Source organism: Amycolatopsis sp. NPDC049688 (genome assembly GCF_040674975.1).
GTDB lineage: Bacteria > Actinomycetota > Actinomycetes > Mycobacteriales > Pseudonocardiaceae > Amycolatopsis.
In genome coordinates, this window is record NZ_JBFANY010000004.1 from 284,213 (window position 1) to 297,516 (window position 13,304).

Consider the following 13,304-nt stretch of genomic DNA (forward strand, 5'->3'; position numbering starts at 1 on the left):
CCGTGAGGTGGCAAGGTCGCGTGCCCGGCCGTCCGGCCCCCGGACGGCCGGGCACGCGGATTGACAATCCTTCCGGCCCCGGCCCAGGCTGTCGCAACTCAATGTTAGCGATAACACTTGCAGGTGACGGGGAGAAGTCGTCATGAACAGAGCAAGGACCAGCGGCGGCAGCCGCTCCCGGATCGCCGTGCTCGCCGCCGCGGTCACGGTCGCGGCGGCCTCGGTGGTGGGCGTGACGCTGGGGGCCGGCCCGGCCTCGGCCGACGTCACCGGCGCCCTGCGCGGCGTCGGCTCGGGGCGGTGCCTGGACGTCCCGAACGCCAGCCAGACCGACGGAACCGCCCTGCAGATCTACGACTGCTCGGGCGGCGCGGGCCAGCAGTGGACGTCGACGGCCAGCGGCCAGCTGACGGTCCTCGGCGGCAAGTGCCTGGACGTGGCCGGGGCCGCGACGACCGCCGGCGCCCGGGTGCAGATCTGGACCTGCCACGGCGGCGCCAACCAGCAGTGGCAGGTCAACGCCGACGGCACGGTGGTCGGGGTGCAGTCCGGGCTCTGCCTGGACGTCACGGGCGCGGGCACGGCCAACGGCACCGCCGTCGAGATCTGGACGTGCAACGGCGGCAGCAACCAGAAGTGGACGGGCCTGTCGGGCTCGACGCCGACGACCACGACCACCACGACGACCCCGGGCGGCACCTGCTCCCTGCCGTCCTCCTACCGCTGGTCGTCGACCGGCGCGCTGGCGCAGCCGAAGAACGGGTGGGTCTCGCTCAAGGACTTCACCAACGTCGTCTACAACGGCAAGCACCTCGTCTACGCGTCGAACGTCTCGGGCTCCTCGTACGGCTCGATGGCCTTCACGCCGTTCACGAACTGGTCCGACATGGCCTCGGCCGGCCAGACCGGGATGAACCAGGGCACGGTGGCGCCGACGCTGTTCTACTTCGCGCCGAAGAACATCTGGGTCCTGGCCTACCAGTGGGGCGCGTGGCCGTTCATCTACCGCACGTCGAGCGACCCGACCAACCCCAACGGCTGGTCGTCGCCGCAGCCACTGTTCACCGGCAGCATCTCCGGCTCCGGCACCGGCCCGATCGACCAGACCCTGATCGCCGACGGCCAGAACATGTACCTGTTCTTCGCCGGTGACAACGGCAAGATCTACCGGGCCAGCATGCCGATCGGCAACTTCCCGGGCAGCTTCGGCTCCAACTACACGACGATCATGAGCGACTCGCAGGCCAACCTGTTCGAAGCGGTCCAGGTGTACAAGGTCCAGGGCCAGAACCAGTACCTGATGATCGTCGAGGCCATGGGCTCGGGCGGCCGGTACTTCCGCTCGTTTACGGCAAGCAGCCTGAGCGGCTCGTGGACCCCGCAGGCGGCCAGCGAAAGCAACCCGTTCGCGGGCAAGGCCAACAGCGGAGCAACCTGGACGAACGACATCAGCCACGGCGACCTGGTCCGCACCAACCCGGACCAGACGATGACGGTCGACCCGTGCAACCTGCAGCTGCTGTACCAGGGCAAGGCCCCGAACGCGAGCGGCCCGTACGACCAGCTGCCCTGGCGGCCGGGCGTGCTGACCCTGCAGCGTTAGCGAACTGTGTGGGGGGACCCCGGCCGGGGTCCCCCCACACACTGTCGACCGATTGTCGACGGAGCATGGGAATGTCCAACGCGGGGGACGGGCCAGTCCCCGCGATGGACGGGAGGCCATGTGCGTGTCAGACTCCTCGGCCCGGTCGACGCCGTCGTCGGCGGTGCGCCGGTGGCGATACCGGGATTGCGGCGGAAAGCGGGCCTCGCGGTCCTCGGCCTGCACGACGGAGGCATAGCCGCCACCGGCCGGCTGATCGAAGCGGCGTGGGGCGACCAGGCGGCCAAGGTGTCGCCGAACACCCTGCAGAGCCACGTGTCCGCTCTCCGGCGCCTGCTCGGGAACCGGAACGCGATCATCGCCCGGCCACCCGGTTACCTGCTCGCCACCGGCACCACGGACGTGGCCGAGGCGCGGCGCCTGGTCGAGCGCGGTGAACGCGCGGACGACCCGGTGGAGAGTGCCGCGACGCTGCGGGCGGCGCTGGCCCTGTGGCGGGACCGGTCGCTGGTCGACGTCGGCGGGGTGGCGTGGCTGGACGAGCAGGCCGCCGGGCTGGAGCGGTTGCGCACGCGGGCCCAGCTGGCGCTGGTCCGGGCCCGGCTGGCCCTCGGTGAGCACGCCCAGCTCGAACCGGACCTGGAGCGGCTGGCCGACGCGCGCCCGTTCGACGAGCAGGTGCACGCGCAGCTGATGTTCGCGCTGTACCGCACCGGCAGGCAGGCTGACGCGCTGTCGGTGTACCGCAGGCTGCGCACGACGCTGGCCGACCACCTGGGCATCGACCCGAACCAGCGGCTGCGGGACCTGGAGATCGCGATCCTGCGGCAGGACCCGGTGCTCGAGGAATCCGCGCTCGCCGTCCGGCTGCTGGCCGGCTGACCACCGGTTTTCAGCGCCGCATCAGGGCCGTTTCAGCGCCGGTTGCCAGAGTCGGCGCGGGCCCGGCTGCCGATGCCGGCGCCGATCTTCGCAGACAGGGACTCGCATGAAACTTCGACGGCTTCTGCCGCTGGCCGCACTCGCGGCGGCGGCGGTGGTGTCCAGCGCCGGGGCCACGGCTCCGGCCGGCGCCGCGAGCGCACCCACCGGGTACGCCGGCGGCCCAGCCCAGCACACCGGTTTCGCTCCCGCGGTCGCCGGTCCGCTGGTCAACGCGACCTCGCGGAACTGGGCCGGCTACGCCATCACCTCGTTGTCCTCGCCCGCCGCCACCTTCACCCACGTGCACGGTTCGTGGACGCAGCGGCCGGTCACCTGCCCGGCGTCGGACGCCTGGGCGGTGTTCTGGGTCGGCTTCGACGGGTGGACCAACGGCACGGTCGAGCAGGGCGGCAGCTCGGCCCGGTGCATCAACGGCACCCCGGTCTACCAGCTGTGGTGGGAGATGTTCCCGACCAACGCCATCCAGCCGGTCCTGACCATCAACGCCGGCGACTCGGTGAGCGCGGACGTCACCTACAACGCGGCCACCGCGCAGTACACGATCACCGTCGCCGACGCCACCCAGCACACGAGTTTCACCACCACCCAGACCTGCGCGGCCGGCCTCGTCTGTTCGCGCAGCAGCGCCGACTGGGTCGTCGAGGACGTGGGCCGGTTCGGGACCGGCGACTTCTTCCCCCTGGCGAACTACGGCCGGGCCCTGATGAACAACTCGGTCGGCAGCGACGACGCCGGCCACAGCGGGTCGATGACGGCGAGCTCGACCTGGCAGCGGACCAAGATCCAGGAGCAGGACGCGACCACCACCTACGCCACGACCGGTGACACCAGCACGAACGGCCAGAACTTCGCGGTCACCTGGGCGCACCAGTGAGGCGGGCGGCGACGGTGGCGGGCGCCGTCCTGGCGGCGGTGATCGCGGTCGGAGCACCGGCGGTGGCGGCGAACCCGATCACGATCTCCAACGGCCTGTTCAACAACAGCGCCGCGCTGGCCTGGTCCTCGGCGCCGACGACGACCATGGGGGACCGGACCGTCACCCGCAGCGCCACGGGCCTGGTCGCCAGCGGCCCGACGGGGTCGGTGTTCCACCAGACGCTCGGCGTGTCCAGGTACATGTTCATCGGCACCCGCAACCATGTCCTGTTCCTGGAGACGCCGACCGGCGGCGGCACCCGTTCGGTGTCGCTGGTGGACTTCACGACCACACCCCCCACCGAGCGGCCGATCCTGTCGGTACTGGCCGGTTCGGCGGCGGTGAGCTCACCGGGCGTCCAGTTCAGCGTGGGAACCGGCGACGCGTTCTTCGTGTTCGCGCCCACCGGGACGACGGTCGCGGGGCTGGGCATCTACCGCAGTGACAACGGCACGATCCTCTGCCCGGGCCCGCCACCGCTGGTCCCGACCGGCCAGCTGTTCGGCGAGGCCACGGCGACGCAGCTGCGGATCAAGATGGGCGGCACGGTGCTGGCGGCGTGCGCCCGCCCGCCGGGCACCACCGGCTGACCGCTTCCCGGGCGGCGGTCGTGCGGCTCTGCGCGACCGCCGCCCATCGACACGCCGGAGCCGCGCTGATATTTTGAAAAAAACCGAGCGCGGTGGGTGCCATGGAAACGGGTCACGAAAGGGAATCCGCACCGGAAGTGCACCCCGTTCGCGCTCGCCGCCCGCCGGTGGACGGGCCGGTGCCCGGGCACCGGGCTCGTTTCCTCGAGTTGCAGTGCGCCGCCGGAAACCGCGCGGTCACCGGCCTGGTGACCGGTTCCCGGTCCGCGCGCACGGTGGTCCAGCGGGTCATCGACGGGGCACATCACCCCGACGTGGTCCTCACCGGCCCGATCGACCTCCAGTCGCTGCGCGCCTACGTGGCGGGCCCGGTCAACCGTCACGGGGAAACCTTCACCCGGATAGTCGAAGATACGATACGTGAATTCCCCGCCGAGGCGGAGCAGGCGTCGCTCGCCGTGTGGTGGGGCAACGTGCGGTATCTGCTCCGCCGCACGGATCCACCGGACGCCGCGGAGCTGGATCTGTGCCGTCGTTATCTCCCCGGCATCACCGTGAAGGTCAACGACATCCACGCCGCCGTGGGTCAGGAGATCTTGGGCGTCGCACGCGCCCCGAGGTGGGACGAAGCGGTGAAAGGCGTGCTCAAGTCGGTTCCGCTGGCCGCTCGTTCCCTCTCCGTGGACGTGCTGTGGTCCAACATCGGCCACTTCGCCGAGCGGTTGGGCGGCGACGGCATCACGGTTTCCGACCTCAGGCTGTGCCGGGACTACGTGACGATGGTGCAGGGGCGGGTCAGGAAGCTCCGGTCGCTGGTGGAACCGACGACGAGAATGGGCTTCGAGATCGAGACGGGGAACCACTTCGTCGTCAAACCCAGGTTCAAGGCCATGGCCGAAAGCCTGATCAACGTCACGCTCGCCACCACCGACGCACTCGAGTTCCTCATCGACGACATCCGGGAGGAGAGCGGGGAACCGCTCGTGCAGATCGAGTTCCGGACCCGTCCCTTCAAGAACGCCGAACTTGCCGGCGGAAAGCCGGCCGACCTAAAGAAGAAAATCGACGAATCCATCAGGAATTTCCCGGTGCGAGACTTCGGAACCACCTCCGGCGCCGCGTCAGCGGCCCTCGAATCCGCAGGATGGGAGGGGACCGCTGCGCTGGCGCGCCTCGCGCCGGGGCTGCGAATTCTCGGAAACGCCAACAAAGTGACCCCGAAAAAGATCCAGCACGTCACGCACTCCATTCCCGTGTCCTCCTACCTCAAACTGACCGCAGGGGAACGGAAGGAGCTCATCCCAGGCTCCGAAAAGGCGAAGAGCGTGGAGCAACTCCTCGAGTTCTTCCTGACCGCGAAGATCCTGCCGCAGTCCTCGGGGGGAACCATCGTCGTCACGACGACGGGCCGGAACACCCATTCTCCCAACGTCAAGTCCGGCCTGGACACGATCGCCGGCTACCTGCCGCCGAGACGGTTCGAGCGCCTGATGGGCGGGAAGTTCGGCCAAGCGCCCGACACCGTCAAGGTCGAGAGCAGCACCGGAACGATCGAACGCCCGTCCGTCCACGAAGGGCTGCCGGACTCCCCGTCGCTCAACATCCACGAAGGCCGGGCGCACCTCTCCTCGGAGGAGAAGCTCAAGCCGGTGCTGTTCGACCCGGAAGCCGAGGACATCCGTGTCCTGGTGGAGCACCGCGGCGGCCCCCTCGTGGCCGCCGTGCAGAAGGCCATGGCCGGCCAGCCCGGCGACCTCGCCGTGTACCTGAAGATCTTCCGCAAGCTGGACGACGCTCACGGTGACGGGACGTTCGAACGGTGGTTCCGCTGACTCGGCCCGGCGCGCCCAGCCGCAGCCGGTCGCCTTGGTTAACTGAATCGTGACAGAACAGCGAGGGCGGGGTAAAGGAAGGCACCGACGCTGGCTGCATGACCGAAGCCGAGGTACCGCCGAAAACCGCCGGGCGAGCGAGCTCGATCACCCGTGAGCTGATCGAGCTCGCCGCGCTGTTCATCGCCACCGGGGTCGCCGATCTGTTCGTCAGCACGTTGTCGCACAACCGAGTCGGGCCGATCGCGCTCTTCGGACTGGGTGGGCTGCTGATCGCCACCGCCGCGGCGCGCCGGTGGTGGACCCACCGTCCGCGGCCCGACCCGGCACGCCGCGCCGCGGACGAAGTTCCGGGGCGGACCGGGGTCGCGTGGCGGATGCGCGCCACGGTCCGCGACGTACCGGGGAGCTTGGCGGGGGTGACGGCCGCGTTGGCGGCGCACCGCTACGACATCGTCTCGTTGCAGGTGCTCGCGGTACCGGACGGCGTGGTGGACGAATTCCTCGTCCGCGCGCCCGCCGGCGCGACCGCGGCGGACATCGCCACGGTCGTCGAGCTGGGCGGCGGCCGGGATGTGCGGGTGGTGCCGGCGGACCTGCACGAGTTCGTCGATCTGCCGACCCGCGTGCTGACGATGGCGGCCGCGGCGGAAACGGACCTGGTCCAGTTGCTGCCGGCGGTGCTGGGCGCTTGCGCCGTCGAACGGAAACCTGCCGGACGCCGGGGGAGAGGGGCCGGTGAAGGCATCGACGGAACGGTGCTGCGGCTGGACACCGACGGCGGCGCGGTGGTGGTGAGCCGGCCCCTGCTGCCGTTCACCCCGGTGGAATTCGCGAGGGCCAAAGCGGTGCTCGACCTCCAGCGCCGCCTGGCCGGGCCGCGGACCACCACGGCGGGTGCCTCGGCAACCGGTGGTGCCCCGGCCGCCGAGTCACCCGGATCGCGGCCGTAGCCGTCGGATGAGGTCGGCGGCCGCGGCGCAGGCCTCATCGGTCACGTCGACACCATCGCGGCCGCCTGCTTCGTTACCGTGCGCCACCTGCACGCCTTGTTCCGCGACAGCGGCCACACGGTGGCCGGGTGGATCCGGCACCGCCGCGTGGAAGCCTGCCAACGCGACCTCGCGAACCCCGGCCGCCCGCGACGTCCCGGTCGCGGCGATCGGAGCCCGATGGGGGTTCGGCGATCCGCCCCACTTCGGCCAGGGCTTCAAGGCGGCCGTCGGCGTCACCCCGGCGGAGTTCCGCCGGCGGGCGCTCGCCTGACCGCGGCTGATCCGGGTTGCGGTGAGGCTCGCGACCGGCGCGGCTGCCGGACTTCGCGGCGTCGGCGGCGGGCACCCGAAGATGGCCGAAGAGGCAGTCTTCCCCGGCGCTGGTTGACCTTCCCGGGCTCCGGCCACGAAATCCGGCGGTCGGAGCCCGGCGCCGGAACGCTGGCTGAGCCAGGAGGAAGTCCTTGATCGGCAGCCCGATGCGGTCGGCGGCGCGGTGGTTCCTCCCGCCGGCGATCCTGGTCGTGGCGGCGTGCGATCCGGCCCGCGGGGCCGGGTCGGCGAGCCCGGCCCGAGTCGCTGCACGCGGCTTGGGCGAAGCCGGGCCTCGACCTTCCCCCGCGGGGGAAGGTCGAGGTGGCCGCCGTGACTCCGAAGGACGGCAAGGCCATCGTGCCGGACACGGCGGTCAAGCTCGACGGACGTACCCTGCGCGATCTGGAACTCGTCGGTACCACCGGCGACACCGGCTCGTTCAGCCTCGGCATCAAGGTGGCGGAACACGAGGGCGCCTGGTACGTCACGGGGTTCGACCTCAAGGCCTGAGCACGGAAGCCGCCGGGGCCTGCAACAGCTTGTCGAGGGTGATGGGAAGGTCGTAGATCCGCTTGCCGGTCGCGTGGTGGACCGCGTTCGCGATCGCTCCCGCGACGCCGGTGATGCCCACCTCGCCCACCCCGATCAGGCCGAGCGGCATCGTCGGGTCCGGGTCGTCGAGGTAGCCGACGTCGATCGGCGGGATGTCGGCGTGCACCGGGACGTGGTACTCGGCGAGGCTCGGGTTCATGATCCGTCCCGTGCGCGGGTCGACCAGGGTCTCCTCGGCCAGTGCCATGCCGATACCCATCACGATCCCGCCGCGCAGCTGGCTCGACGCGGTCTTCGCGTTGATGACCCGGCCGACGTCGAACACCCCGACCCACCGCGACACCCGCACCTCGCCGGTGTCCGGATCGACGCGCACCTCGCAGAACTGGGCCCCGCAGGCGGCCTTCACCCAGCGCCGCTGGTCGCGGACGAACTTCGCCATGAACTTCAGCTGCCCGGCCACCCGGCCGAACCGGGTGTCGGAGCCGACGGCGGCTTCGACCGACGGCACGCCGGCCTCGGCCAGGATCGTCGTCGGGCTTTCGCCGGTGGAGCCTGAGCGTTTCGCCAGTGCGTCCAGTTCTTTCTTCAGCTTCTCGCACGCGGCCAGCAGGCTGTTGGCGATGCTCGCCGTCTGCATGGACCCGCCGGCCCCGGGGCTCACCGGCAGCGTGGAGTCGCCGTACTCGACCCGGACCGCTTCGAAGGGCACCCCGAGCGCGTCGGCGGCGATCTGCGCCTGCGCCGTCGCGCCGCCCATGCCCATCTCGTGGAAGCCGCACCGCACCAGGACGGTGCCGTCGACCGAAAGCCGGACCGTGACGCTGGCGGCGAACTGCAGAGCCGGGTGGTACGCCGACGCGACACCCATCCCGACCAGCCACCGCCCGTCGCGCATCGAGCCCGGTTCCAGCGTCCGGTCGGCCCAGCCGAACCGCTCGGCGCCCTGCGCGTAGGCCTCCCGCAGCATCCGGTGCGCGAACTTCTTGCCGTCGATGGGATTCACCGCCGGTTCGTTCCGCATCCGCAGCTCGATCGGGTCGACGCCGACCCGGTAGGCGAGCTCGTCGATCGACGCCTCCAGCGCGTAGGTCCCGATCGACTCACCGGGCGCGCGCATGAAGGTGTTCGAGATCAGGTCCAGCTCGACCAGGTTCTGCTGGACCAGGATGTTTTCGGCGGCGTAGAGGTGCCTCGACTGCGATGTCACCTGCTCGGGTCCGCCGCCGACCCGCCCGGTGCGGGTCACGCTGGTGTGGATGAGCGCGGTCAGCCTGCCGTCGGTACCGGCGCCGAGAGCGACCCGCTGCGTGGACGGCGTGCGGCCGCCGACCGTGCGGTAGACGCCTTCCCGGGTGAGCATCAGCCGGACCGGCCGTCCGGTCGCGCGGGCCGCGAGCGCGGCGAGGATCGTGCCGGGCCAGACCGAGCCCTTGCCGCCGAAGCCACCGCCGACGAAGGGGGCGATGACCCGCACGTTCGCGGCCGGGATACCGAACCGCAGGGCAAGGTGCGTGCGGACCCAGTCGATGTTCTGCGTGCCGTCGTGGACGGTCAGCCGGTCGCCGTCCCAGGCCGCGGTGGTCGCGTGCGGCTCGATCGCGTTGTGGTGGTGCGTCGGCGTGGTGAACCGCAGGTCGAGCGACACCGGTGCCGCGGCGAGCGCGGCCTCGGCGTCCCCCTTCCTCGCTCGGCCGGACATGATGAGGTTGCTCTTTTGCGGCTTGGCGTTCTTCTCCTCGGCCGCGAAGTCCACGATGGACGGCCGCGGTTCGTAGGTCACGGTGACCAGCCCGGCGGCTTCGCGAGCGGCCTCGAGGGTGTCGGCGACGACGACCGCCACCGGCTGGCCGTCCCAGTGCACCTCGTCGGTGTTGAGGTAGTCGACCGAAGTGCCGGAGACCAGGGTGGCGAGGTTGAGCGGGTTCACCTTCGGGGCCGGTTTCACCGGGGGAGCGTTCAGGTGGGTGAGGACCGCGACGACGCCGGGGACGGCCGCCGCGGCCTCGGTCCCGATCGCGGTGATCCGGCCGCGGCTGATGGTCGAGTGCACCAGCGCCGCGTGTGCCAGGTCGGGGAGGGGGTATTCGGCCGAGAAGCGGGCGGCGCCGGTGGTCTTGGCCGTGCCGTCGGCCCGGTCGATCGGCTTGCCGACGACCGGGCCGACGGTCTCCGTGGCGGGCAGGGTCGTGGTCATGCCGCGCTCCCGTCGGTGCGCAGGTGGCGCAGTGTCGCCACGATCGTGCGCTGCGCCAGCTCGATCTTGAAGGTGTTGTCCGGCCGGCCCACCGCGGGCGCGAGCTCGGCCGCGGCCGCCCGCCGGAAGGATTCTTCGGTCGCCGGTGCGCCGAGCAGGATCCGCTCGGCCTCGCGGGCGCGCCACGGTTTCGCGGCGACGCCGCCCAGCGCCAGCCGGACGTCGGCCACGAGGCCGTCGTCGATCTCCATCGCGGCCGCGACGGAGACGAGGGCGAAGGCGTAGGACGCGCGGTCGCGCACCTTGCGGTAGCGGGAGTGCGCGGCCACCGGGAGGGCCGGCAGCTCGACGGCGGTGATCAGCTCGTCCGCGGCCAGCGCGGTCTCGACCTGCGGAGTGCGGCCGGGCAGGCGGTGCAGCTCGGTCAGCGGGAGGCGGCGGACGCCGCGGGTGCTCTCCACCTCGACTTCCGCGTCGAGCGCGGCCAGCGCGACGGCCATGTCCGAGGGGTGGGTGGCGACGCAGTGCTCGCTGACACCGAGGACGCCGGCGTTCCGGGCGAACCCGCCGATCGCGGCGCACCCGCTGCCCGGTGCGCGCTTGTTGCACGCGGCCGCTCCGTCGTAGAAGTACAGGCACCGGGTGCGCTGCAGCAAGTTGCCGCCGACGGTCGCCATGTTCCGCAGCTGGGCCGAAGCGCCGTTGAGGATGGCCTGGGCCAGCACCGGGTAGCGGGTCCGGACCAGGGGGTGGGCCGCGAGCCTGCTGTTGCGCACGAGCGCGCCGATCCGCAGGCCGCCGCCGGGCAGCTCCTCGATCCCGGTCAGCGGCAGCCGGGTGATGTCGACGACCACGTCGGGCTGTTCGATGTCCTCGCGCATCAGGTCGACGAGGTTCGTCCCGCCGCCGAGGAACTTCGCGTTCGGTTCGGTGGCGATCGCGCGGACGGCCGTCTCGACGTCCGGGGCGCTCAGGTAGGTGAACGACCTCATCTCGCGACCTCCTGGATGGCCTGGACGATCCCGTTGTAGGCGCCGCAGCGGCACAGGTTGCCGCTCATGCGCTCCCGGATCTCCGCGTCCGTCAGCTCGCCGCCGGTGGCGGCGAGGTGTTCGGTGACCGCGCTCGGCGCGCCGCCGGAGTGCTCGGCCAGCATCCCGATCGCCGAGCAGATCTGGCCGGAGGTGCAGTAACCGCACTGGAAGCCGTCGTTGCGGACGAAAGCCCGCTGCAACGGGTCGTCGACGCCCTCGATGGTGGTGATTTCGCGGCCGGTGTACTGCGCGGCCAGCGCGAGACAGGAGTTGATCCGCTCGCCGTCGGCGAGGACCGTGCACGCGCCGCAGGCGCCCTGGTCGCAGCCCTTCTTCGTGCCGGTCAGCCCCAGCCGCTCGCGCAGGGCGTCGAGCAGGCTGACTTGTGGTGGGAGATCGAGCAGCTCGTCGACCCCGTTGACCCGCAATCGCACCTCGACCACGTGGATCCCCTTCGCTCGTGACGGTGCCGCCAACTTAACAGCACGATGTTCTCTTAACAAGAGAACGTTGTTCTGTTAAGTGGACCGTATGATGGCTGAGATATGTCTCAGTCGATGTTCATGCGGGCCAGGCGGCCGGAGCAGAAGGAGCAGCGGCGCGCGGCCATCCTGGCGGCGGCCCGCGAGCTCGCGCTCGAATCCGGCGTGCGCAACGTGAGCCTGGGCAGCGTGGCCACGGCCGTGGGACTGGCCAAGTCCAACGTCACCCGCTACTTCGGCACCCGCGAGGAGATCTACCTCGAGCTGGCCTCCGCCTGCTGGCGCGACTGGGCGGCCGAGGTCACCCGCCGGCTCGCGTCCGGGAACGACGTCGTCGACGTCCTGGCCGAGACGCTCGCCGAACGGACTCTGTTCTGCGACCTGCTGGGTCACACCGCGACTTCGCTGGAGCACAACGTCTCGGTCCCGACCGCCCGCGATTTCAAGCGACTGGTGCTGGGCACCATCACCGAACTCGGCGCGGCGGTCGCCCAGGCGCACCCGGACCTGACCGAGGGCGAGGGATTCGAGCTGGCTGCGGTGGCCAGCGGCTTGGCGGGGATGCTCTACCCGGCCGCGAACCCGCCGCCGACGCTGCTCGAGGTCTACGCGCAGAACCCCGACCTCGCCGCGGCGTGCGTGCCTCTCGTCCCGACGCTGAAGCGCGCGCTCGCCGCCTTCGCCGCCGGCTTGCCGTCCCTGCGCTGAATACCCGTCGAATTGTCCCGGCAATTCACGATCAATACCCGACAAATCCTGGTCAAAATCGCGCCGGCTTCCATACGGCCGGTTCTCGGCGAAAAACGCGGCGAAACGGAAGCCGGGCCCGTATCGTGGGGTCACCATGGGGAGCCGAACGGGTACGGTGCGCAAGCTCGTGCTGCTGCCGCTGGCCGCCTCGCCCGTCGTCGTCGCGGTCTGGGCGGGCCGGCCGGTGTCGGCGGTCCTGCTGCTGACCGGATACGCGCTGGTCGCCGGGGCGCTCGCCGTCACCGGGGAGATCGCCCGGGAGCTGCGCGGACGATGGCGGGCGCGGATCGTGGACCGCGTCGACCGGTGGCTGGTCCGGCGGCTTTCGCTGTTCGGCCGCCGCTACCGGGACTTCCTGCTCGGCAGCCTGCGCTTCATCGATCTCAAGGGCCTGGCCACCATCGGCTTCCACACCCCCGAGCTGGACGAGGTCTTCGTCGACGTCAGCCTCACCTTCCGCCCGCCACAGGACGTGACCGACAGCCTGCTCCCCGACCGCCGGCCGACCGGCGCCGACCGGCGGTCGCTGCAGGAGTTCCTGGGGCGACCGCGGCCGGTGGTCCTGGCTCTCGTCGGCGCGCCCGGCAGCGGGAAGACGACGCTGCTGCGGCACACCGCGCGCTTGATCTGCCTCGACCACCGGCGCCACCACCGGCGGGTGCCGATCCTGCTGCACCTGCGCGACCACGTCGACGCCGTGGTGTCGGAGCCCGAAATCGGCCTGGCCGAGCTCGTCCGCCGCGCCGCCGGACGCCATTGCGGGGAAGAGCCACCCGGCTGGTTCGAACACCGGCTGCGCGACGGGAACTGCGTCGTGCTCCTGGACGGGCTGGACGAAGTCGCCCGGCAGGAGGACCGCCGGAAGGTCGCGGACTGGATCGAGCGGCAGATCCACCACCACCCGGCCAACGACTTCGTGATCACGTCCCGTCCGCAGGGGTACCGATCTCGGCCCGGGGCACTCCCTGACCGGCAACTTCGAAGGCGTGACCCTCCATCCGGGCTCAGGACAACGCGCGTGGCTCGGTCTACACCCGTCGTCTCATGGTCTCTCCGTAAGTTGCCGAACGGCATCTGTCCGAGAAGAGATGCG

General features: G+C 71.0%; 12 protein-coding genes and 1 pseudogene. 10 read left to right on the top strand and 3 right to left on the bottom strand.

Annotation, left to right across the window (positions count from 1 at the left end; translation table 11 throughout):
* The first annotated feature begins 142 nt into the window (after nt 1-142).
* The 8 genes from AB0J55_RS16645 to AB0J55_RS16680 all read left to right on the top strand — a co-directional run bounded on the left by AB0J55_RS16645 (nt 143) and on the right by AB0J55_RS16680 (nt 7,706).
* Nucleotides 143-1,603 (top strand): non-reducing end alpha-L-arabinofuranosidase family hydrolase, encoded by a 1,461-nt coding sequence (locus tag AB0J55_RS16645; RefSeq protein ID WP_364248631.1) that lies wholly within the window; start codon nt 143-145, stop codon nt 1,601-1,603.
* A gap of 120 nt (nt 1,604-1,723) precedes the next feature.
* Entirely contained in the window at nt 1,724-2,485 is a 762-nt protein-coding gene (locus AB0J55_RS16650) for an AfsR/SARP family transcriptional regulator (RefSeq protein WP_364248633.1), read from the top strand.
* A 106-nt stretch (nt 2,486-2,591) separates the two neighbouring features.
* Entirely contained in the window at nt 2,592-3,422 is an 831-nt protein-coding gene (locus AB0J55_RS16655) for a G1 family glutamic endopeptidase (protein ID WP_364248635.1), read from the top strand.
* A gap of 14 nt (nt 3,423-3,436) precedes the next feature.
* The gene (locus tag AB0J55_RS16660) at nt 3,437-4,054 is read left to right on the top strand and encodes a hypothetical protein (protein ID WP_364248637.1); all 618 of its coding nucleotides are present in this window, start codon (nt 3,437-3,439) and stop codon (nt 4,052-4,054) included.
* A gap of 101 nt (nt 4,055-4,155) precedes the next feature.
* Nucleotides 4,156-5,886 (top strand): hypothetical protein, encoded by a 1,731-nt coding sequence (locus AB0J55_RS16665; RefSeq protein ID WP_364248639.1) that lies wholly within the window; start codon nt 4,156-4,158, stop codon nt 5,884-5,886.
* A gap of 98 nt (nt 5,887-5,984) precedes the next feature.
* A complete protein-coding gene (locus tag AB0J55_RS16670; RefSeq protein ID WP_364248641.1) occupies nt 5,985-6,839 on the top strand; it encodes a hypothetical protein in 855 nt (284 codons plus the stop codon).
* Nucleotides 6,840-6,846: 7 nt separating this feature from the next.
* Nucleotides 6,847-7,152 (top strand): AraC family transcriptional regulator, encoded by a 306-nt coding sequence (locus tag AB0J55_RS16675; protein WP_364248643.1) that lies wholly within the window; start codon nt 6,847-6,849, stop codon nt 7,150-7,152.
* Between the two features lie 374 nt (nt 7,153-7,526).
* Nucleotides 7,527-7,706 carry a hypothetical protein gene (locus AB0J55_RS16680; protein WP_364248645.1) on the top strand — a complete coding sequence of 60 codons (180 nt, stop codon included), beginning with the start codon at nt 7,527-7,529 and terminating at the stop codon, nt 7,704-7,706.
* Here the strand turns inward: AB0J55_RS16680 and AB0J55_RS16685 are convergent.
* The 3 genes from AB0J55_RS16685 to AB0J55_RS16695 are packed head-to-tail and all read right to left on the bottom strand — an operon-like array spanning nt 7,696 to nt 11,422.
* Complete coding sequence (locus AB0J55_RS16685) at nt 7,696-9,945, bottom strand: xanthine dehydrogenase family protein molybdopterin-binding subunit (RefSeq protein WP_364248647.1); 2,250 nt, start codon at nt 9,943-9,945, stop codon at nt 7,696-7,698. The genes AB0J55_RS16680 and AB0J55_RS16685 overlap by 11 nt on opposite strands.
* On the bottom strand, nt 9,942-10,937 hold the full coding sequence (locus tag AB0J55_RS16690) for a xanthine dehydrogenase family protein subunit M (protein WP_364248649.1): 996 nt from the start codon (nt 10,935-10,937) through the stop codon (nt 9,942-9,944). Before AB0J55_RS16690 ends, AB0J55_RS16685 begins: the two co-directional genes overlap by 4 nt.
* Nucleotides 10,934-11,422: a 2Fe-2S iron-sulfur cluster-binding protein gene (locus AB0J55_RS16695; protein WP_364248651.1), complete on the bottom strand. Its 489-nt coding sequence runs from the start codon at nt 11,420-11,422 to the stop codon at nt 10,934-10,936. The genes AB0J55_RS16690 and AB0J55_RS16695 overlap by 4 nt, the downstream gene beginning before the upstream one ends.
* A 102-nt stretch (nt 11,423-11,524) precedes the next feature.
* Here AB0J55_RS16695 and AB0J55_RS16700 point away from each other — a divergent pair, with 102 nt between their 5' ends.
* A complete protein-coding gene (locus AB0J55_RS16700; protein WP_364248653.1) occupies nt 11,525-12,169 on the top strand; it encodes a TetR family transcriptional regulator in 645 nt (214 codons plus the stop codon).
* Between the two features lie 136 nt (nt 12,170-12,305).
* Nucleotides 12,306-13,118, top strand: a pseudogene (locus AB0J55_RS16705) (NACHT domain-containing protein); the annotation flags it as partial.
* Nucleotides 13,119-13,304 lie beyond the last annotated feature (186 nt).

Bases quoted from the DNA above. Each gene is read 5' to 3' on its own strand.
- AB0J55_RS16685 (WP_364248647.1), bottom strand. From the start codon at position 9,945: ATGACCACGACCCTGCCCGCCACGGAGACCGTCGGCCCGGTCGTCGGC.
- AB0J55_RS16690 (WP_364248649.1), bottom strand. From the start codon at position 10,937: ATGAGGTCGTTCACCTACCTGAGCGCCCCGGACGTCGAGACGGCCGTC.
- AB0J55_RS16665 (WP_364248639.1), top strand. From the start codon at position 4,156: ATGGAAACGGGTCACGAAAGGGAATCCGCACCGGAAGTGCACCCCGTT.
- AB0J55_RS16700 (WP_364248653.1), top strand. From the start codon at position 11,525: ATGTCTCAGTCGATGTTCATGCGGGCCAGGCGGCCGGAGCAGAAGGAG.
- AB0J55_RS16655 (WP_364248635.1), top strand. From the start codon at position 2,592: ATGAAACTTCGACGGCTTCTGCCGCTGGCCGCACTCGCGGCGGCGGCG.
- AB0J55_RS16645 (WP_364248631.1), top strand. From the start codon at position 143: ATGAACAGAGCAAGGACCAGCGGCGGCAGCCGCTCCCGGATCGCCGTG.
- AB0J55_RS16670 (WP_364248641.1), top strand. From the start codon at position 5,985: ATGACCGAAGCCGAGGTACCGCCGAAAACCGCCGGGCGAGCGAGCTCG.
- AB0J55_RS16675 (WP_364248643.1), top strand. From the start codon at position 6,847: ATGAGGTCGGCGGCCGCGGCGCAGGCCTCATCGGTCACGTCGACACCA.